This window comes from Actinomadura luteofluorescens, assembly GCF_013409365.1.
GTDB classification, from domain to species: domain Bacteria; phylum Actinomycetota; class Actinomycetes; order Streptosporangiales; family Streptosporangiaceae; genus Spirillospora; species Spirillospora luteofluorescens.
Genome location: NZ_JACCBA010000001.1, coordinates 5,733,818 through 5,752,747 on the forward strand (window position 1 = coordinate 5,733,818; position 18,930 = coordinate 5,752,747).

18 protein-coding genes are annotated in these 18,930 nt (G+C 74.9%); 7 read left to right on the forward strand and 11 right to left on the reverse strand.

Annotated elements, in window-relative coordinates; translation table 11 throughout:
- Nucleotides 1–5: 5 nt before the first annotated feature.
- On the reverse strand, nucleotides 6–755 hold the full coding sequence (locus tag BJY14_RS26735) for a glycerophosphodiester phosphodiesterase (RefSeq protein ID WP_179846122.1): 750 nt from the start codon (nucleotides 753–755) through the stop codon (nucleotides 6–8).
- Nucleotides 752–1,453 carry a 2-C-methyl-D-erythritol 4-phosphate cytidylyltransferase gene (gene ispD / locus BJY14_RS26740; RefSeq protein ID WP_179846123.1) on the reverse strand — a complete coding sequence of 234 codons (702 nt, stop codon included), beginning with the start codon at nucleotides 1,451–1,453 and terminating at the stop codon, nucleotides 752–754. Before ispD ends, BJY14_RS26735 begins: the two co-directional genes overlap by 4 nt.
- A gap of 84 nt (nucleotides 1,454–1,537) precedes the next feature.
- Here ispD and BJY14_RS47365 point away from each other — a divergent pair, with 84 nt between their 5' ends.
- From BJY14_RS47365 to BJY14_RS26770, 6 genes are all read left to right on the forward strand, one after another.
- Nucleotides 1,538–2,299, forward strand: a complete 762-nt coding sequence (locus BJY14_RS47365; protein WP_179846124.1) for a DUF5941 domain-containing protein — start codon at nucleotides 1,538–1,540, stop codon at nucleotides 2,297–2,299.
- Nucleotides 2,296–2,949: a DUF5941 domain-containing protein gene (locus BJY14_RS47370; RefSeq protein WP_179846125.1), complete on the forward strand. Its 654-nt coding sequence runs from the start codon at nucleotides 2,296–2,298 to the stop codon at nucleotides 2,947–2,949. The genes BJY14_RS47365 and BJY14_RS47370 overlap by 4 nt, the downstream gene beginning before the upstream one ends.
- On the forward strand, nucleotides 2,946–3,677 hold the full coding sequence (locus BJY14_RS26755; RefSeq protein WP_179846126.1) for a phosphocholine cytidylyltransferase family protein: 732 nt from the start codon (nucleotides 2,946–2,948) through the stop codon (nucleotides 3,675–3,677). Before BJY14_RS47370 ends, BJY14_RS26755 begins: the two co-directional genes overlap by 4 nt.
- A 65-nt stretch (nucleotides 3,678–3,742) precedes the next feature.
- Nucleotides 3,743–4,798: an iron-containing alcohol dehydrogenase family protein gene (locus tag BJY14_RS26760; RefSeq protein WP_179849652.1), complete on the forward strand. Its 1,056-nt coding sequence runs from the start codon at nucleotides 3,743–3,745 to the stop codon at nucleotides 4,796–4,798.
- Nucleotides 4,788–5,678, forward strand: a complete 891-nt coding sequence (locus BJY14_RS26765; RefSeq protein ID WP_179846127.1) for a CDP-alcohol phosphatidyltransferase family protein — start codon at nucleotides 4,788–4,790, stop codon at nucleotides 5,676–5,678. Before BJY14_RS26760 ends, BJY14_RS26765 begins: the two co-directional genes overlap by 11 nt.
- Nucleotides 5,679–5,701: 23 nt before the next feature.
- Nucleotides 5,702–6,556 carry a glycosyltransferase family 2 protein gene (locus BJY14_RS26770; RefSeq protein ID WP_218906913.1) on the forward strand — a complete coding sequence of 285 codons (855 nt, stop codon included), beginning with the start codon at nucleotides 5,702–5,704 and terminating at the stop codon, nucleotides 6,554–6,556.
- Nucleotides 6,557–6,898: 342 nt separating this feature from the next.
- On the opposite strand, the gene BJY14_RS26775 is transcribed toward BJY14_RS26770, so the two are convergent.
- The 6 genes from BJY14_RS26775 to BJY14_RS26800 form a co-directional block, all read right to left on the reverse strand.
- On the reverse strand, nucleotides 6,899–7,537 hold the full coding sequence (locus BJY14_RS26775) for a TetR/AcrR family transcriptional regulator (protein WP_179846129.1): 639 nt from the start codon (nucleotides 7,535–7,537) through the stop codon (nucleotides 6,899–6,901).
- A 70-nt stretch (nucleotides 7,538–7,607) separates the two neighbouring features.
- Entirely contained in the window at nucleotides 7,608–10,052 is a 2,445-nt protein-coding gene (locus BJY14_RS26780; protein WP_179846130.1) for a HelD family protein, read from the reverse strand.
- A gap of 88 nt (nucleotides 10,053–10,140) precedes the next feature.
- Nucleotides 10,141–10,767 carry an SDR family NAD(P)-dependent oxidoreductase gene (locus BJY14_RS26785; protein ID WP_179846131.1) on the reverse strand — a complete coding sequence of 209 codons (627 nt, stop codon included), beginning with the start codon at nucleotides 10,765–10,767 and terminating at the stop codon, nucleotides 10,141–10,143.
- Nucleotides 10,764–11,501 (reverse strand): acetoacetate decarboxylase family protein, encoded by a 738-nt coding sequence (locus BJY14_RS26790; RefSeq protein ID WP_312879415.1) that lies wholly within the window; start codon nucleotides 11,499–11,501, stop codon nucleotides 10,764–10,766. The genes BJY14_RS26785 and BJY14_RS26790 overlap by 4 nt, the downstream gene beginning before the upstream one ends.
- 69 nt (nucleotides 11,502–11,570) lie before the next feature.
- Nucleotides 11,571–12,068: an SRPBCC family protein gene (locus tag BJY14_RS26795; protein WP_179846132.1), complete on the reverse strand. Its 498-nt coding sequence runs from the start codon at nucleotides 12,066–12,068 to the stop codon at nucleotides 11,571–11,573.
- Between the two features lie 33 nt (nucleotides 12,069–12,101).
- Nucleotides 12,102–12,698 carry an HD domain-containing protein gene (locus BJY14_RS26800; protein WP_179846133.1) on the reverse strand — a complete coding sequence of 199 codons (597 nt, stop codon included), beginning with the start codon at nucleotides 12,696–12,698 and terminating at the stop codon, nucleotides 12,102–12,104.
- A 159-nt stretch (nucleotides 12,699–12,857) separates the two neighbouring features.
- Between BJY14_RS26800 and BJY14_RS26805 the strand changes: the two genes are divergently transcribed.
- Nucleotides 12,858–14,828 carry an outer membrane protein assembly factor BamB family protein gene (locus tag BJY14_RS26805; RefSeq protein WP_179846134.1) on the forward strand — a complete coding sequence of 657 codons (1,971 nt, stop codon included), beginning with the start codon at nucleotides 12,858–12,860 and terminating at the stop codon, nucleotides 14,826–14,828.
- Between the two features lie 21 nt (nucleotides 14,829–14,849).
- On the opposite strand, the gene BJY14_RS26810 is transcribed toward BJY14_RS26805, so the two are convergent.
- The 3 genes from BJY14_RS26810 to BJY14_RS26820 all read right to left on the reverse strand — a co-directional run bounded on the left by BJY14_RS26810 (nucleotide 14,850) and on the right by BJY14_RS26820 (nucleotide 18,924).
- Nucleotides 14,850–15,983, reverse strand: coding sequence for a glycosyltransferase family 4 protein (locus BJY14_RS26810; RefSeq protein WP_179846135.1), 1,134 nt, complete (start codon nucleotides 15,981–15,983; stop codon nucleotides 14,850–14,852).
- Between the two features lie 204 nt (nucleotides 15,984–16,187).
- Complete coding sequence (locus BJY14_RS26815) at nucleotides 16,188–17,450, reverse strand: nucleotide sugar dehydrogenase (RefSeq protein WP_179846136.1); 1,263 nt, start codon at nucleotides 17,448–17,450, stop codon at nucleotides 16,188–16,190.
- 19 nt (nucleotides 17,451–17,469) lie between these two features.
- Nucleotides 17,470–18,924 carry a glycosyltransferase family 4 protein gene (locus BJY14_RS26820; protein ID WP_312879418.1) on the reverse strand — a complete coding sequence of 485 codons (1,455 nt, stop codon included), beginning with the start codon at nucleotides 18,922–18,924 and terminating at the stop codon, nucleotides 17,470–17,472.
- Nucleotides 18,925–18,930: the final 6 nt, after the last annotated feature.

The following is an 18,930-nucleotide window of genomic DNA, read 5'->3' on the forward strand; positions in this document are numbered from 1 at the left end:
GGCGGTCAGACGGCCGCGAGCACGCCGGGGACGTCGTTGACCACCATCGCGTCGAACCCGGCCGCCGCGTAGGTCGGGGCGGCCTCGGCCGACGGGCACCAGGCGATCGCCTCCAGGCCCGCCTTGTGCGCGATCTCCACGCAGTGCTCCAGCGGCCGCAGCCGCGTGTCGGGGTGCTCGATGCCGCACGACCCGGTGTGCACCGCGACGACGTCCATGCCGAGGCCCGCCGCGGCCGGGACGGCGTGCCACAGCGGGAACCGCAGCCACGTCAGCAGCCCGAGCGGGACGCCCGGCGCCTCCTCGCGCAGGAGCATCAGCAGCGACGGGTCGAACGAGGTGACGAGCAGCCGGCGCCGCTCCGCCTCCCGCCTCAGCACCGGGGCCAGGAGCGCGCCGGTGCGGCGGGACGGCTCGTCCAGCGCGTCCTCCAGCACGGTCTTCACGTCCACGTCCACCGCCACCTCCGGCGGCAGCGCGTCGAAGATCTCGGTGAGCCGCGGCAGGCCGCTCGCGGTCGCGGGCAGGTCGACCAGGTGGTCGCCGTCCACGGTCGTCGGGTCGTGCCGCAGGACGAGGACGTCGTCGGCGGTCCGCGTCACGTCGATCTCGATCCAGGACAGGCCCGCCTCCACCGCGGCGAGCATCGAGGGCAGCGTGTTCTCGGCGACGGCCTCCCGCGCCCCGGGCGGGACGACCTCGCCCGAGCCGAAGCCGCGGTGGCCGATGACGGTGGGGGTGTTCTCGAAGATCACGGTGCTTCCTCGCTGGCGAGATGTTCGGCGATGACGGCGTCGAGTGGCTGGGTGACCTTGAGGTTGCGCTCGCTGCCCGCCACGACCCGGATCGGGACGTCCGGCAGGTAGCGGTGCACGATCCCGCAGTCGTCGGTGGCGCGCAGCCCCGGGTCGGCGAGGGCCAGCTCGTAGGCCTTGCGGATCGTGCCGAGGCGGAACCCCTGCGGCGTCTGGAACCGGGTCAGCGTCTCACGCGGCGGCATCGAGGCGACCGTCCCGTCCTCGACCACCACGATCGTGTCGGCCGACGGCACGCCGACCGCGACGGCCTCGCAGGCGTCCAGGGCGTCGAGCACGCGGTCGATGACCGGGCGGTCGACGAACGGGCGGGCCGCGTCGTGGAACAGGACGCGGACGTCGTCCGGGCGGTCCTCCAGCAGGCGCAGGGCCGCCACCGTGGACGCGGTCCGGGTCGCGCCGCCCTCGATCACCGCCGCGGTCTTGCGGAACGGCGCGGCGATCGCCGCCGCCTCGCGCAGATGCCCGGGCGCCATCACCACCACGACCTCGCCGACGTCCGGATGCGCATCGAACGCGCCGACCGCGTGCGCCAGGATCGGGCGCCCGCCGACCTCCATGAGCTGTTTGGGGCGCCCGGCGCCCATGCGCTCGCCGACCCCGCCGGCGAGCACCACCGCAACCGTCCGCGTCGCCATCTCTTCCCGGTTTCCATGACTCTGCGTATTCGAGCCACTACGCTTTGCACTGCTCTGCTTCTGCGACCGGCCCCGGAGGCGCCGATGGATCAGGCGCCCGCGCGTGAGCGGCCGGTCACGCTCAACGTACCGGACCACCCCGCGATCACCCGCCCGGATCGAGAGGCCGCCGATGCCGTGGACACCGTGGATGTGGAGGGCGCACGCCCGCGTCGCCGGACCGGCCCCGGCGACGGCCTCGTCGGCTCGTACCTGACCGGGCCCTGCGCCGCGGCCGTCGCCCGGTGGGCCGGCGTGCGCGGGATCACCGCCCGTGCCGTGTCGGCGTCCTCGCTCGCGCTCGCGGGCCTGGCGGCGGTGTGGTTCTCCGCCGGCGTGCGCGGCGGCCTCGTCGCCGGAGCCCTGCTGCTGGCCGCCTCGCTCGTCCTCGGGCAGGCGGGCGCGGGCCTGCGCCGCCGGGCGAGCCCGTCCGCCGCCCGGCCGGACACCGTCATCGACCGCGCCGGAGAGCTCGCCGTCTACGCGGGCCTGGCGGCCGGGGCCGCGGGCTCCGGCGCGTGGTGGCCGGCGGTAGGCGCGGCGGCGCTGCTGTCCGTCCGCGACACGGTCTCGGCCGCGTACGCGGCGGGCCGGCACGCGCGCCGCCCGCGCCCGTCCCGCCGGGGCGGGCTCGCGCGGCGGGCCGCCGAGAGCCTGCGGCTGCCGGTCGGCGAGCGGTTCGCGCTGATCGCGCTCACCGCCGCCCTCGCCGACGCCCGGCCGGTGTTCACCGCCCTGCTCGCGTGGGGCTCGGCCGCCGCCGCGCTGACCCTGGGCGGGCGGGTGGCGAGGTCGCTGTCGCCATGACGACCGTGCGGACGTACCGCGACGACGGCCCGCTGTCACTCGCCCTCGGCCACGCGGCGGGCGGACGGCTCCCGCCGCTGCCCGTCGCCGTCCTCGCGGCGGCCGCCGCGGGCGTCCTGCTCGCGGCGGGGCCGCAGCCCGGAACGCGGCTCGGGCCCGAACCGGCGGTGTTCGCGCCGCTCATCGTGCTGCTCCTGGCCGGGCCCGCGTCGCGCAGCCCGCACGCCGGGCGGCTGGACTGGCTGGTTCCGCCCATTCTGCGCGGGATCGAGTATGGTTACCTCGCCGTGTTGGGGGATGCGCGGGCAGTCCCGGCGCCGCTCGTCTACGTGCTGCTCACGGTTCTCGCGCTCCACCACTACGACGCCGCCTACCGCACCCGCCAGGGGCGCTGGCCGCCGCGGTGGGCCCGCCTCGCCGGGCTCGGCTGGGAGGGCCGGATGCTGTTCACGGCCTTCGCCGGGGTGTTCGCGCCGCTTCCGTTCGCGTATGCGGCGCTGGCCGCCTACCTTGGCGTGTTGTCCGGCGGTGAGAGCGCCGCCACGCGGGCGCGGCACGGTCGCGCCGGCGGAGTGACGATCGACCTGACGAAGAAGTTGTCCGGGGGAGTGGGGGACGGTCCCCACGGCGAGAGGGAGAAGAAAGCATGATCGGCATGGTGCTGGCGGCGGGCGCGGGCCGGAGGCTGCGGCCGTACACCGACACCCTCCCCAAGGCCCTGGTCCCCGTGAACGGCGAGACCACCATCCTCGACATCGCCCTCGGCAACCTCGCCGAGGTCGGGCTGACCGACGTCGTGATCGTCGTCGGCTACCGCGCGGACGCGGTGCACGAGCGCAGGGCGGCCCTTGAGGAGCGGTACGGCGTGTCGCTGACGCTCGTCCACAACGACAAGGCCGAGGAGTGGAACAACGCCTACTCCATGTGGCTCGCTCGGGAGCACTTCTCCAAGGGCGTCCTGATGGTCAACGGCGACACGGTCCATCCGGTGAGCGTCGAGAAGACACTATTGGCGAACCGCGGACCGGACATCCTCCTGGCGGTGGACGACGTGAAAACTCTCGCCGACGAGGAGATGAAGGTGATCCTCGACGGCGAGGGCCACCTGAAGACGATCACCAAGCTCATGGACCCCGCCACCGCGAACGGCGAGTACATCGGCGCCACCCTGATCGAGCCCGCCGCCGCCGGCCCGCTGGCCGACGCGCTCAAGGCCACCTGGGAGGGCGACCCCGACCTCTACTACGAGGACGGCTACCAGGAGCTCGTGAACCGCGGCGGCCGCATCGGCGTCGCGCCGATCGGCGAGGTCGACTGGGTCGAGGTCGACAACCACGACGACCTGGAGAAGGCCCGCCGGATCGCCAAGGGCTACTGACCGCACGCACGGCACGAACCGACCGCACGCACGGCACGAGGAGGCCCATGCCCCTGCTGACGCGGATGTTGAACGCGCCGCTCTCCATCGACGTGCGGCGGGGAGCCGTGGCGACCCTCGGCGAGCTGCTCGCCGACAGGCGGATCGCCACCGAGGGGCGCGTCGCGATCGCGGTCGGCCCCGGCCAGGGCGACCAGATCGCCGAGCACGTCCGGCCGTCCCTGGCGGCCTGCGAGGTGTTCCACGTCGAGGGCGGCACCGTGGAGGCGGCGGTCAGCCTCGGGTCCCGGCTGCGCGCCGGGTCCTACGAGGCGGTCGTCGGCATCGGCGGCGGCCGCACGATCGACGCCACCAAGTACGCGGCCACGCTGTCGGGCATCCCGATGGTGTCGGTCGCCACGAACCTGTCGCACGACGGGATCTGCTCGCCGGTCGCCTCCCTCGTCCACGACAAGGGCAAGGGCTCGTTCGGCGTCGTGATGCCGCTGGCGATGATCGTCGACCTCGACTACGTGCGCGCCGCGCCCGACCGGCTCGTCCGCGCCGGGATCGGCGACGTGGTGAGCAACTTCTCCGCCGTGGAGGACTGGCTCCTCGCGGCCGACGAGTGCGGCGAGCGGGTCGACCGGATGGCGCTCACCGTGGCGCGCACCGCCGCCGAGGCCCTGCTGCACCAGCCCGGCTCGATCGACTCGGACCGGTTCCTGACCGTCCTCGCCGAGGGGCTCGTGCTGTCGGGGATGGCGATGGCGTTCGCCGGGGACTCCCGCCCGGCGTCCGGCGGCGACCACGAGATCCTGCACGCGATCGACCATCTCTTCCCCGACACCGCCAACCACGGCGAGCTCGCCGGGATCGGCGCCGCGTTCTGCTTCCACCTGCGCGCCACCCGGCTCGGCACGGGGCACGAGCGGCTCGAGGAGATCCTCACCTGCCTCGGACGGCACGGGCTGCCGCGGTTCCCGGCCGACGTCGGGCTGTCCCCCGAGCAGTTCGCGGAGGCCGTGCGGTACGCCCCGCAGACCCGCCCCGGCCGCTATACGATCTTGGAACACCTCAGCCTCGACGAGGACGAGACGCGCAAGGCGGTGCACGAGTATGTCCAGGCCCATGGAGGCTGAGCTGTCCGGGCAGAACCCATCCCCGCAGCCCCCCGGCTCCCCCGAGCCGCCCGGCGCCGCGGAGCCCCCCGGCGACGATCACCGGCCGCACCGCAAGGGCGCGAGGATCGCCGACATCCGCCGGTACGGCCAGCCGCCCGGCCTGAAGGACCGGCGCAACGAGGAGCACTGGGCCGGCCGCCTCTACATGCGCGACCTGTCCCCGTTCTTCGCGTGGATCGCGCTGCGGCTCGGGTTCAGCCCCAACCAGCTGACCTACCTGATGATGCTCAGCGGCGTCCTCGCGGGCGTCGCGGTGTCGCTGCCCGTCGACCCGCTGTGGACGGCGCTCGCCGGCGCGTTCCTCATCCAGGTCTACCTGCTGCTCGACTGCGTCGACGGCGAGGTCGCCCGCTACCTGCGGCAGACGTCGGTCGCCGGGGTGTTCCTGGACCGCATCGGCCACTACCTGTCTGAGGTGTCGCTGCTCGCCGGGCTCGGCTTCATGGCGCAGGGCGGCTGGGAGAACGGCGGCTGGGTCGAGCTCGGCCTGCTCGCCGCCCTCGGCGCCGCGCTGATCAAGGCGGAGACCGACAACGTCGTCGTCGCCCGCGCCAAGTCCGGCCTCGCCGCCGACCCGACCGGCGGCGACCGCGCGCTGCGGCCCCGCTCCACCGGCATCGCGCTGGCCCGGCAGGCGGCGTCCATGGTGCGCTTCCACCGCATCATCGGCGCGGTCGAGCTGTCGCTGCTGATCCTCGCCGCCGCCGTGATCGACACGCTCACCGGCGCGGACGACCCCGTCGCGGTCCGCGTCCTGACGGTCGCGGTCGCCGCCGTCGCCGTCCTCCAGACCCTGCTGCACCTGGTCAGCATCCTGGCCTCCCGGAGGCTGAAGTGAAACTCTCCGTCGTCGTCCTCACCATGGGCAACCGGCCGGAGGAGCTCGCCCGCGCCGTCCGCAGCGCCCTGGAGCAGGAGCACGTGGACGTCGAGGTCGTCCTCGTCGGCAACGGCGCCGACCCCGTCGGCGAGGCGGCGGGCACGCCGCCGTTCGACGACGAGCGCGTCAAGACCCTCAGCCTCCCGAAGAACCTCGGCATCCCGGGCGGCCGCAACCGCGGCGTGGAGGCGTCCTGCGGCGACGTCATCCTGTTCCTGGACGACGACGGCTGGTACCGCTCGCCCCGCCTCGGCGCCCACCTGCGCGACCGGTTCTCCGCCGAACCCGACCTCGGCGTCGTCTCGTTCCGCGTCCGCGACCCCGAGGGCGGGCGCGGCGAGCGCCGCCACGTCCCCCGGCTGCGCGCGGGAGACCCGGAGCGCTCGTCCGCCGCCACCACGTTCCTCGGCGGCGCCTGCGCGATGCGCCGCGCCGCGTTCGACGCCGGCGGCGGCCTCCCGGAGGACTTCTTCTACGCCCACGAGGAGACCGACCTCGCCTGGCAGATCCTCAACGCCGGGTACCGCATCGTCTACGACGCCTCGGCGGTGATGTTCCACCCCGCCGTCCTGCCCACGCGGCACGCCATGTTCTACCGCTACAACGCCCGCAACCGCGTGTGGCTGGCCCGCCGCAACCTGCCGTGGCCGCTGGCGCTCACCTACCTCGCGGTGTGGGTCGGCATGACCGTCCTGCGCGAGCGCAAGCCGAGCGCCCTCAAACCCTGGTTCAAGGGCTTCCTGGAGGGCTGGCGCAAGCCCGCCGGCCCCCGCCGCCCCATCTCCTACCGCACCGCCTGGCGCATGACCCGCACCGGCCGCCCCCCGATCATCTAGGTGTGTCAGCCCAGGGGGGCGACCCCCTGGAACCCCCGTTGCGACGCAGGCGATCCTCACGCCGCCGTTGCGGTCGGTTGTGCCTGTTGCGGCTTGTGTGGCGTCGCTGCGGTCGCTGTGTTTCCCTGGGGGGCGACCCCCTGGAACCCCCGTTGCGACGCAGGCGATCCTCACGCCGCTGTTGCGGTTCGTTGTGCCTGTGACGGTGGTTGTGGCGTCGCTGCGGTCGCCTGCGTCGGCGGGCATGCGCGTTGCGCTCGCTGCGCTCGCTCCACGCGCCTGCCCGCACCCCGGCTGAGCTCTTGATCCAAGAGGGCGCGAATCTGTCTGGATGTGCCTCACTCAGGGGGTCGTCACGGCCGCGACGATCAGGTGGGTCAGTTCGGCGGTGATGGCGTCGAGGGGGGCGTCCTGGTCGCGGGCCGACCAGTGGTGGACGAGGTTGTTGACGGCGCCGATCACCGCGATCATCGTGAGGCGGTGGTCGCGGTCGACGGCCTCGCCGCGGGCGGCGGCCTCGCGGATCATCGCGAGCATCGCGTCCTCCCACTGGCCCCGCCAGCGGAAGCGGTGCCGTTCCAGGCCCGCGCTGACGCCGATCACCTCGACGAACGCGATGCGGGCCCAGCGGGGGTCGCTCGCGGTGACGGTGACGAACGCGCGGACGGCGCCCTCGACGCGGGCCGGGAAGTCGGCGTCCGCGGCCTGCGCGAACGCGGCGGAGACGGCCTCGGCGGCGCGCTCGTTGATGCCGCGGTGCAGCGTGGTGAGCAGCTCCTCGCGCCCGGAGAACTCCTCGTAGAAGTTGCGGGTCGACACGCTCGCCGTCGCGCACAGCCGCTCGATGGACGTCGCCGCGTAGCCGCGCGTCCCGAACAGTTCCAGCCCGGCGGCCAGCAGGCGGTCGCGCCGCTCCGCGCGGCGCTCCTCGGCCGACCGCCCCGCGTAGCTGCGCCTGGGTGCGCGATTGCGGCCGCTCATCGATCTCCGTTCACCCGATGCGGATGGGGCAGCGTCAGCCTAACCCCGCGCGGATCGGCGGAGGGCGCCGTCAGCCGGTGATGAGCGCGTCCCTCCACTGCGGGTCGGCGGTGAGGACGGTGAGGCGCTGCGTCGCGCGCGACACCGCCACGTAGAGGACCCGCAGCCCGCGCGGGGACTGGGCCGCGACGGTCTCGGGCGCCACGATCACCGCCGCGTCGAACTCCAGGCCCTTGGCCTCCAGGACGTCCAGCACCTGGACGCGCTCGGGCAGTCCCGCGCCGAGCCGGTCGCGGTCGGCGGCGTCCCAGGCCGTGGCGGGCCCGTCGAACAGCGAGGCCTGGCCGCCGGACTCCTCCAGGGAGAGCGGGACGATCAGGCCGATCGTGCCCTCGACCTGGCCGAGCAGCTCCTCGACGGCGGCGCGGGCGGCGGAGCCGAGCCCGGATTCGGGGACGACCCGGACGACCGGCTCGATCCCGGACGCGCGGACGGCGCGGGCGGGCTTCGCGTCCGGCAGCGCGCGGGCGAGCACCCGCGCGGAGACCGCGGCGATCTCGGTGGAGTTGCGGTAGTTCGTGGTCAGCTCGTACTCGTGCCGCGCGCGGGGCGGGGGAGCCTTGCGGCCCCGGCGGCGGCTCCGGGACGAGGGACGCTCGCCGCCGAGCGCGGCCTCCATCGCCCGCCGGGCCGCGGCCAGGTCCTCCCAGGCGCTCTGGGCGGGGTCCTCGACGATCGTCCAGCTCGCCTGGCGGCCGCGGCGGCCGAGCATCCGCCACTGCATGGGGGAGAGGTCCTGCGCCTCGTCGACGACGAGGTGCGCGTACTCGGGGCGCTCCTCCACGACGCCGTCGTCGACGCGCCGGGAGCGTTCGAGCCGCTCGATGGACGTGGTGAGCTCCTGCATCTCCGGCTCCCACGTCTCGTCGACGACCTCCTCGCCGGTGAGGATGTTGACGCCGTCCACGACGAACGGGTCGTCCTCGGACGGGGCCCTGCGGCGGCGGGACGGGCGGGGCGGGGAGCCGAGCAGCGCGTCGATCTCGTCGAGCAGCGCGACGTCCTGGTAGCTGAGCGGCGCGTCGCCGGCCCAGGAAGCGGCGAGGGGCTCGACGTCGGCGCGGTCGACGTCGCGCCCGGCGGCGCGGCGCAGCCGGGCCGGTTCGCCGAGCGAGCGCAGCACGTCCAGCGGGCGGCGGATCGGCCACCAGGCGACCAGGAAGTCGGTGAACGCGCGCTGCTCGCGGACCCGCGCGTCGAACTGGGCGCGCTTCGGGTCGCCGTTGCCGCCGCCGTGCCCGCGGGCGGGCTCGTCGTCGAGGGAGGCCAGGCCGTCGGCGGCGAGGATCGCGTTCCACAGGCCCGCCTCGGCGCCCTCCTCGGCCTCGGCCGCCTCGGGGCCCCCGATCTCGCCGAAGCGGTGCCAGAGGGCGTCCAGGAGCATCTCCGCGGCCCGGCCGCGCGCCGCGTTCACGCTGCCGCGGTTGCGCCGGTGGACCTCGTTCCTGATGCGGTCGAGGCGGGCGCGGTCGAGGGCGACGACGACGCCCTTGAACACCACGCGCAACTCGTCCGGGGCGCCGGGGGCGTGGTCGGCGACCGCGCGCCGCAGCACCGTCACCATCGTCTCGGCGCCCTTGGCGCGGGCGAGGCGCGGCGTGTCGTGGACGGTCGCGGTGGCGCCGTCGACGAGGTCGCCGAGCGAGCGGAGGGTCGCCGAGCCCTCGCCGAGCGAGGGCAGCACCCGCTCGATGTAGGCGGTGAACCGGCGGTTCGGGCCGACGACGAGGACGCCGCGGGACCCGAACCGGCGGCGGTGCCGGAACAGCAGGTAGGCGACGCGGTGCAGCGCCACGGCCGTCTTGCCGGTGCCGGGGGCGCCGCGGACGAGGACGGTCCCGTCGGCGGGCGCGCGGATCACCTCGTCCTGCTCCCGCTGGATCGTCGCGACGATGTCGCGCATGGCGCCCTCGCGGGTGCGGGCGAGCGAGGCGAGGAACGCGCCGTCGCCGACGACCGTCATCCCGTCGGACGCCTCCGGGTCGAGCAGGTCGTCCTCCAGGTCGACGACGGTGTGGCCGCGCGAGTGCAGCACGCGGCGGCGCACGACGCCGCGCGGGTCCTCGGGGGTGGCGCGGTAGAAGTCCTCGGCGGCGGGGGCCCGCCAGTCGATGACGAGGGAGTCGTGCTCGCTGGTGCGGACGCCGACGCGGCCGATGTAGCGGATCTCACGGGAGGCCAGGTCGAGCCGGCCGAACACCAGGCCGTCGTCGGCCACGTCGAGGGCCTGGACGCGCAGCGCGGCCTGGTGGACCATCGCGTCCCGGTCCACCAGCGAGCTCTTGGTGCCGGCGAGCGACTGGCGGTAGCCCTCGCGGATCATGGCCTGGGCGTCCGCGCGCATCTCCTCCAGCCGCGCGTAGGCGGTGTCGACGTAGCGCTGTTCGGTGGCGATCTCCCGGTCCTTCACCGTGCCGCCGGGACCGGGCGGCCGCCCGTTGACCTGGGACGACATGCAGGCTGCTCCTCGCGCGTGTGTCGTGCCGGGGACGTCCCCCGACACCCCGAAGGCGAAGAGACAGCTTATGCGGTTCCACCGACGTTCATCGTCGGGCGAGCGCCGCCAGGAGCGGTCGGCGCGCCGGCCGGACCCGTACGTGGAGGTCGGGGGCGGGGCGCGCGAGCGAGCGGTCCATCGCGTCGAGGACGAGGCCGTGCGGCGTTCCGGCCTGCGCGTGAACGCAGCGCAGCTTCACGCCCCGGCCGCCGTGCTCGGCCCACAGCGCGTCGGTGTAGGCGGCCACGGCGGCGGCGGACGGGCTCTGCGGCGGGCCCGAGGCGTCCGGGCACAGGAACAGCTCTCCGGCCCGGCGTTCCAGCATCCCCGGGAGCGTGGCCCGGACGACGTTGACGGTGCCGAGGACGTTCGTCCGCAGGGCGTCCTCCACCTCGCCGAGGGGCTGCGCCAGAACCGGCCCGGTCGGCGTGACCGACGCGGTGTGGACGACGCGGTGCACCGTGCCCGCCATCGCCAGCACCTGCGCCACGGCGTCGGGGTCGGTGACGTCGCACACCCGCGTGTGCGTGTTGGGGGAGCGCTGCGCGGTCTTGGCGAGGCCGAGCTCGTCCACGTCCACCGCGACGACGTCCCACGCCGCCGCGGCCAGGCGGCGCGCCGCCATGGCGCCGAGCCCGTGCGCGGCGCCGGTGACCAGGGCCGTCCGCTTCACGTGCGCACCTCCTCGGCGCCCTGGAAGACCATCTGCAGGTGCCCGACCGTGCTGGTGGTGAGGGCCCGCGCCCGGTCGAGCCCGAGGCCGCGCAGTTCGTCCGCCACCGGGTGGTCGCCGAGGACGACCTTCGCGCCGCCCGGACGTGTGCGGACGCCGGACGGCGTGAGCGTCCACGGCGTCCGGCGCGTCACGCCGTCCAGGCAGGAGTAGGCGTCGACGCTCGGGGCGGCCGAGCCGGAGGGCATCGGCACGCCCGGCCGGATCGCCACCTCGATCGCGGTCCGCCCGCCGAACCGCACCGCGCAGCGCTTCACGCGCCCGGCGAGGTCCATGGGGATGTCGGCGATCTCCTTGGGGAAGCCCCAGATCGTCCGTCCGGCCTCCAGGGTGAACTCCTGGTTGACCGGCAGCCAGTGGATGAACGCCCCGATCCCGCGCATCCGCCCGAGCACGCCCGGCGACGGCGCCGCGCCGGGCGGGCGCACCAGGAACGCGACGGCGAACTCGTGGTACGGGCCGAGGTCGCCCTCGGCGTACCGGACGAACGCCAGCGAGCAGACGGCCTTGCCGGGCAGGGGCTCCGCGACGGCGAGCCCGGAGTAGGCGATGACGTCCTGGGCGGCGCCGGCGGGCACGGCGAACATGGCCGAGCCGACGGCGGCGTCGCGGATCCGTACCGGGAGGGTGACCCGCTCCCCCTGGATCGCGTGCGCCTGCGCGGTAGTTGTCACACCGTTAAGTAGAACAGGTTCTCGTTTTGCTGCCAAGCGCCGGTACCGGCCGCGCGCCGATCCGGGGGGTCACCCCTTCTCGACGGCCGTCCGGATCCGGTCGAGCGTGGCGCGCATCCCCTTGCGGTTCACCTCGGCGCGCCCTTCGGCGGGCACGCCGGTGAAGACCCTGCCGAGCAGCGACACGAAACCGGCGCCCCGGTGGTCGCGGCGCTGGTCCTCCCAGTACTCGGTGAGCCGGGTCCGGGGCGCGGACGGGTCCTGCGAGACGTCCTCGAACCGGTACCCCCACAGCGCCACGGGCACCCCGAAGCTCGACACCCGGAACGCGAACGCCTCACCGGGCACCGCCGCGCTCACCTGGCACGTGGTGAACCACACGCGCCAGCCGATGCGGTTGAAGCCGACGAACCTCGTCCCCGGCCCGACGGCGCGCCCGCGCATCCAGGTCGCGAACACCTCGGGGCTCCACTCGCCCATCCGCCGCGGATTCGCGACGGCCGCGTACACGTCCCGTGCCGGCGCGGCGACGACCACGCTCTCCTCGACGACCCACTCGCGCTCCATGGCTCCGTATCCTCCCACCTCATGACCGGCGGGTCACTGGAGGTGGGCGAACTGCCGCCGCCAGTCCGCGAACCAGGCCCGGAACCACGGCTCGGGCTCGGCCAGCGGGACGATGTAGGTGAGGGTCTCGGCGTAGTAGCGGCGCTGGAAGTCCGGCGCCATCCGGTCGAGGGTCTGCACGTTGCTGACGCGGTCGGCGAGCTTGACCAGGACCGCCTCGCGCGGGGCCTCGCCCAGACGCCGCAGGTAGGCGGCCTTGGCGGCGCGCTTGGCCTGGCGCCCTGCGCCGGCGGCGGGCGGCTTGGTGACCCAGTCGACCAGTTCGGTCACCTCGGGGCCGAACTCGGCCTCCACGTCGGTGAGGGAGGCGGGCGTGTCCTCGACGACGTCGTGCAGGACCGCGGCGGACAGGACGGCGGGCGCCGTCACCCCCGCCCCGCGCACCAGCACTTCGAGCGCCTCCAGCAGGTGCTCGACGTAGGGGGCGCCGGTCGGCCGCCGCTGCTCGCCGTGCCAGCGCCGGGCGGCGCCGACGGCCCGCTCCAGGCCGTCCAGGTCGACCTGCGCGCCGGACGCGGCGATGTCCGCGCGAGCGGTCTCCCAGGCGTGCCAGCGAGTGAAGACCTCCACGGGTTCGCTCCGTTCTTCCCGGCCGTGTCGCGCGGGAGCCCCGCACAGGGCATGGTGGGTGTCGTCCTTATGAGCAAGCGTCGGTGTACACCGTACGTGGAGGGAGGCGGCGCGGTCGTGGTCGGGAGCCGGCAGCGGCCTGACGGCCGACCGGAGTCCGTGGGCAGGGTCCGCGTCGCGCTCGGCCTGCTGTCCGGGGCGGTCGCCGTCGCGCTCTGCGTCGTCCTCGTCGACACGTACGTGCTGCGCGCCGAGTGGTGGCAGGTCCGCCACACCGTGACCGGGGAGCCCGCGGCCCCGCAGAGCGAGGTGGGCCCGCCGCCGGGCCCGCTCGCGGTGAGCTGGGAGCTGGCGACCCGCACGCACCGCGGTTCGGTCGCCGGCTACGACGGCGTCGCCTTCCAGGTCGCGCGAGGGCAGGTCGTGACGGCGTCCGGGCACGGGATCGAGGCGCGGGACGCGCGCACCGGCGGGGCCCGCTGGAGCTACCGCCGCGCCGGGTGGTCCCTGCTCGGCTGGACGTCCACAGGGTCGCGCGTCGTCGCCTACTTCGAGCGGGACGGCGACCGCGGCGACCGGATGCTCGTCGCGTTCGACGCGCTGTCGGGCGGGCTGCTGTGGCGCCGCCAGGACGAGCGCCCCGCCGCGGTCTCCCGGACGACGCTGCGCTGGCCCGCCGGGTCCGGCGTGCTGCTCACCGCCGACGAGGGGCGCCGGACGCTGTTCGGCGTGTCGGCCGTGACCGGGAACCGGGTGTGGCGGCTGGCGCTGCCGCGCGGCTGCCGCCTGTTCGAGGGCGGGGCTCATCCGTCCGACGGCCGGGAGGACCTCGCCGCGCTGGGCTTGCGCTGCGCGGGCCCCGGCAGCGACAAGGGGCACCGCAGCCGGCTGCTGGCCGTCGACCCGACCAAGGGCATCGTGCGCTGGGAGCGGCGGCTCGGCTCCCGGGAGTCGCCCGAGGTGTCGATGCTGGACGGGGTGACGCTCGTCTCGGACGGGACGGCCCTGCGCGCGTTCGACGACGGCGGCCGCCAGTTCGGGATCTGGAAGGGCGACGGGGTCTGCGGCGACCTGATGTGCCCGGGCGTGCTGGCGCCGGGCCGTCTCGTGGTCGTCTACCACCCGGACGGCGCCGGCGGGACGGGCACCGAGGGGACGGGCTCCGACGGGGCGGCAGCCGACGGCGCGGGCATGGGCGAGGCCCGCATGGAGGCGGTGGACGTGCCGTCCGGGCGGGTCGGGTGGAGCCGTGACGTGCCCGCCTACACCGCGCTCGCGCAGGCCGGGGGGCAGGTGTTCGCGCTGCGTCCCCGGCTGTCGGAGCCGTTGCTGCCCGCGGGAGTCGACATCGTCCAGCCGGGCGACGGCAGCGTCACGACCGCGCCCGCGCCGTTCTCGATGGACCCGGACCTGCCGGGCGTCCGGCCCTGGCTGGCGGCCGCCGGCGGGCTCCTGTACGCGGCGCTCCCGCAGGCGGCGCCGCGCCCGGACGGCGGGGCCCGGCTGGTCGCCCTGCGCGGCGGGCTCGCCGGCGCCGGGCCGCCCGAGCTCGGCGGCGTGCCGGCGAAGGACTGGCCGGACGCGTGCTCCCTGCTGAAGAAGGCCGATCTGACGGCGGCGCGCCTGACCGGCTACGTCACCGAGCCGCGCCGCGCGTCGGCCGGGACGGTGCGCCTTCCGCACCCGGTGTCCTGCACGTACGAGCCGCGCGGCGGCGGGCGCGATCCGGCCGGGGCCGGCGCCCGCAGGTCGCCCTCGCCCAAGCCGAGCGCGGCGGGCTCGGCCACGCCCGACCCCTCGGCGGGGCCGCGGGAGGGCGGCCCGGACCGCGACGACGGCGGGGAGGCCGCGGTCACCGGCCTCACGGTGAGCGTCCGCTGGGTGGCCGACACCGACGCGGCGGCGGCGCGGATGCTGGAGACGCTGCAGGCCGCGCAGGCGCAGGCCCGGCGGCGGCGCGACATCGGGGGCGACGAGGCCTACGAGATCGGCCCCACCGCGGGGATGATCGCGCTGAGGGTCGGCCGGTGCGTGGTGATGGTCGAGGCGAACCGCCCGCCGGGAGCCGCCGCCCGCCTCGCCCGCGCCGTCGCCTACCGCCTGCGCCACCTGTCCCAGGCCCGCTCCTGACCCCGCCCGCTCCCGGCCGGCTCAGTGCTCGGGGACGGGCTCGGCCTCCGGTTCCGGGACGGTCGAGGGGGAGCGGCCCGCCCACGCCTCCAGTTGGGCGACGAAGCGTTCGGCGTGGACGGGCCAGTGGAACCGCTCCCGGGCGGCCTCGTAGCCGCGCTTGCCGAACCCGGCGCGCAGGACGGGGTCGTCCCGCAGCCGCAGGACCGCCTTGGCGGCGGCCTCCGGGGCGCCGAACGGGACGATCAGCCCGCACTCGGCGGGCTCGACGATGGCCACGGCCGGCGGGTTCGGCGTGCTGACCACCGGGATGCCGCGGGCCATGTACTCGACGACCTTCGTCGGCATCGAGTGCCGGTAGTTCGGCTCGTCGTGCAGCAGCGCGAGCCCGGCCATCGCGCCCTCGGCGATGCGCAGCGCCCGGTCGTTCGGGACGAACCCGTACCAGCGCACGATCCCCTCGCGCTGCGCCGCGCGCAGGGCGTCCCGGACGTCGGCGTCGGCCGCGCCGATCAGCTCCACCAGCACGCCCGCGGCGGCCAGCGTCCGGGCCATCTCGATCATGTCGAGGGCGCCGCGGGCCCGCGAGAGCTGCCCGACGTAGACGGCGCGGCGGCCGTCCGGCGGCCCGGGCGGCAGGTCGGACACGTAGGTGGTGTTGGGCACGACCGGGTGGTCCTCGCGGAACCGGGGCCGGTAGCCCTCCTCGGCGAGCAGCAGCCGGTGCCGCCGCTCGCTGCGGCGCTCCAGGTGGCGCACGGCCGGCCGCAGCAGGGGGCGGGCCGGTCCGGGCACCCAGCCCTTGGCGGACAGGGCGGCGGCGGTGTCCTCGTGGACGTCCCAGACGACCGTCCGGCCCTGGAGCTCGCGCGGGAGCGACACCAGCAGCTCGGGATCGTGCAGGAGGACCACGTCGGCGTACGCGGCGTGCTCGGCGAGCGCGCGGTGGGCGGCGCGCAGGGCCCGGATCCGGCGCCGTCCCGTGGCCCGCGGAACGTCCACCGGGCTGATCTGGCGCCACGGGGTCGCGTTGCACGCCCGGAAAGGGGCGATGTAGGTGACCTCGTGACCGGCGTCGAGCAGGGCGCGTATCTGCCGGTGCAGAATGCGCGCGTCCTCGGGGTGGTGCACGACCGTGCAAACGCAGACCCGCATCACACTCACTCCGCAACGTCCGATTGGTCCATCACCGGCGAGTCTCGGGTGCCGATGGAAATTGCCGATGAATTCCCGTTGTCCGGGGCGTGGCCGCTGCCGGACGACTCTTCCCTGACTGATAGGGAAGTCCGCCGGTCAGGCCGGCCCCGCCGGTTGGAAAAGCCCTGACAAAGAAAACCGCCATGAAAGGGAGCCCGCCCGTCAGAGAAGCTCGACGGTGTCCCGCTGGACGTTGCGCGTCCGGCCGCGGGTGTCGAACAGCAGCCGGGCGTGCCGCGCCAGCGTCGCCGCGTCGTAGACGGCGTGGCCGGCCAGCACGATCGCCAGGTCGGACGCCTCCAGGGCGGCGGCCAGGTCGCTTCCGGCCGGCGGCACCGGTGCGCCGTCCACGTCCCACGAGGTGACGAACGGGTCGTGGAACGACAGGTCGGCGCCGAGCCGGGCCAGGCGCCGCGCCACCGGGCGGGCCGGCGACTCGCGCTGGTCGGCGATGTCGGCCTTGTAGGTGACGCCGAGCAGCAGGACCCGGGCGCCCTTGAGCGCGCGGCCCTCCCGGTTGAGCAGCTGCTGGGCGCGTTCCGCCACGTACCGGGGCATCCGGTCGTTGATCTCCTGGGCCAGCTCCACGAACCGGAACGGGTAGCCCAGCGAGCGGACCTTGTAGGACAGGTAGTTCGGGTCGATCGGGATGCAGTGCCCGCCGACGCCCGGCCCCGGCCGGAACGCCTGGAACCCGAACGGCTTGGTGGCGGCGCAGTCGATGGCGTCCCACAGGTCGATGCCGAGCTCGTTGCAGAACACCGCCATCTCGTTGACCAGCGCGATGTTGACGTGCCGGTAGGTGTTCTCCAGCAGCTTGGCCATCTCGGCCTCGCGCGTCCCCTTCGCCTCCACGACCTGGTCCACGAACTTTCCGTAGAACGCCGAGGCCGCCGACGCGCAGGCGGGCGTCAGCCCGCCGACGATCTTCGGGGTGTTGCGGACGCCGTAGACCGGGTTGCCGGGGTCGATCCGCTCCGGCGAGAACGCCAGGTGGAACTCCTCCCCGGCGACCAGGCCGGACTTCTCCAGGATCGGCCGCACGACCTCCTCGGTCGTGCCCGGGTAGGTGGTGGACTCCAGCACCACCAGCGTCCCGGGCTCCAGGTGGCGGGCGACGGTCTCGGCCGCGCCGCGAACCGCGGTCAGGTCCGGTCCGCCCTCCGGCGAGAGCGGCGTCGGGACGCAGATGACCACGGTGCGGGCGCCGTCCAGGACGTCCTCGTGCAGGCTCGGGGCGAACCCCGCCCGCAGCATCCGCTCGACCTCCTCCGCCGACACGTCGTCGATGTGCGACATCCCGGCCTTGAGGCCGGCGACCACGCGCGCGTCCCGGTCGAGCCCGCCGGCCCGCAGGCCGGCCCGGCAGGCCTCCCGCACGAGCGGCAGCCCCACGTAGCCGAGTCCGATGACCACGAGATCCACGCGGCAGGCTCCCTTCGATCTATGTGCTCTGGGGTTTCGGGAAGAGGTAGGCGGCCCGGTATCCGGCCGTCACGGCGCCCCAGGTTCGTTCCGCCGCGACCCATTCACGGGCCGACCGCCCGATTTTTTGTCTCCTTTCGGGACTGTAAGCCAGATCTTCCAGACAATTCGCCCACGCTTCCGGGTCTTCCGGAACTGTTAACGCCCCCGTCACGCCCGGTTCCACGATTTCGCGAAGAGCCTTGACATCACTGGCTATAACGGGGATTCCCCCCGCCATGGCCTCGATCGGTTTCAGAGGCGTCACCAACTGGCACACCCGGTCCGCCCGGCGCGGAACCGCGAAGACATCGAGGACGGCGTGGTACTGGCGAACGGACTCCATCGGCACCCGGCCGGTGAACACGGCGTGGACGCCGCGTTCGGCCGCGCGCCGTTCGAGCGCGCCGCGCTCGGGGCCGTCCCCGACCAGCAGCAGCGTCACCGGCGCGCCGCGGTCGCGCAGCAGGGCGGCCGCGTCGATGAGCGTGTCGATCCCCTCGTAGCCGTAGAACGAGGACGTGAGGCCCACGACGGTGGCGCCGCGGTCGATCCCGAGGCGCTCGCGCATGCCGGAGCCGTCCGGGAGCGGCGCCAGGAACGCCTCGTCCACCCCGTTCGGCACCGTGAAGATCTTCTCCTCGGGGACACCGCGGGAGGCGATCTCCGCGCGCATCGCCTCGCCGAGCGTGACGACGGCGTCGGCCTCGGCCATCCGGCGGGTCTCCAGCTCGCGGGTCAGCCGGTAGAACTCGTCGTCCTCGCTGTGCGCGGGGTCGCGCGACAGCCAGGAGTCCTCCAGGAAGCCGCGCACCTCGTAGACCACCGGCACGCCGTGGCGGCGCCCGAGCTCCAGCGCGACCGCCGCGTTGAGGTGGTTGCTGACGGCGTGCAGGACGGACGGCCGCAGCTCCTCGACCAGCCGTCCGGCGAGATCGGCGCTCTTCGCCACGGTCTCGCGCGGGTCGGTCTGCGGGAACCAGGGCAGCAGCCGGTGGTAGGGGACGCCGTCCACGTCCACGACCGCCCGCGCGTCGGCGATGCCCTGGCTGAGCGGGTATCCGAGCCGGGTCACGATGTGGGGGGCGAACCCCATCTCGCGCTGGGCGAGGGCGATCCGGTGCGTCCGGACGGTGTAGCCCGCGTTCGTGCGCGGCAGGGCGTTCGTCACGAACTGCAGGACGGTCGTGCCCTGGACGGCCCGGCGCGTGCGCGCCGGCGCGGGCTCGGCGAGCAGGAGCCGCAGGTCCCGCGTCTCGCGTCCCACGTCCCGGGGCTTCGGGACGACGAGGCGGGAGCGCCGCAGCCGGGCGCCGAGCGGGGTCCGGGCGGCCAGCCGCACGGCGAGCCGCGACGCCCGTCCGGGGTCGTCGCGGAGCTGGCGCCAGGCGAGTCCTGCCAGGTAGACGGTTTTCTTCACGGGTTCGTCGGCCACAGGCCG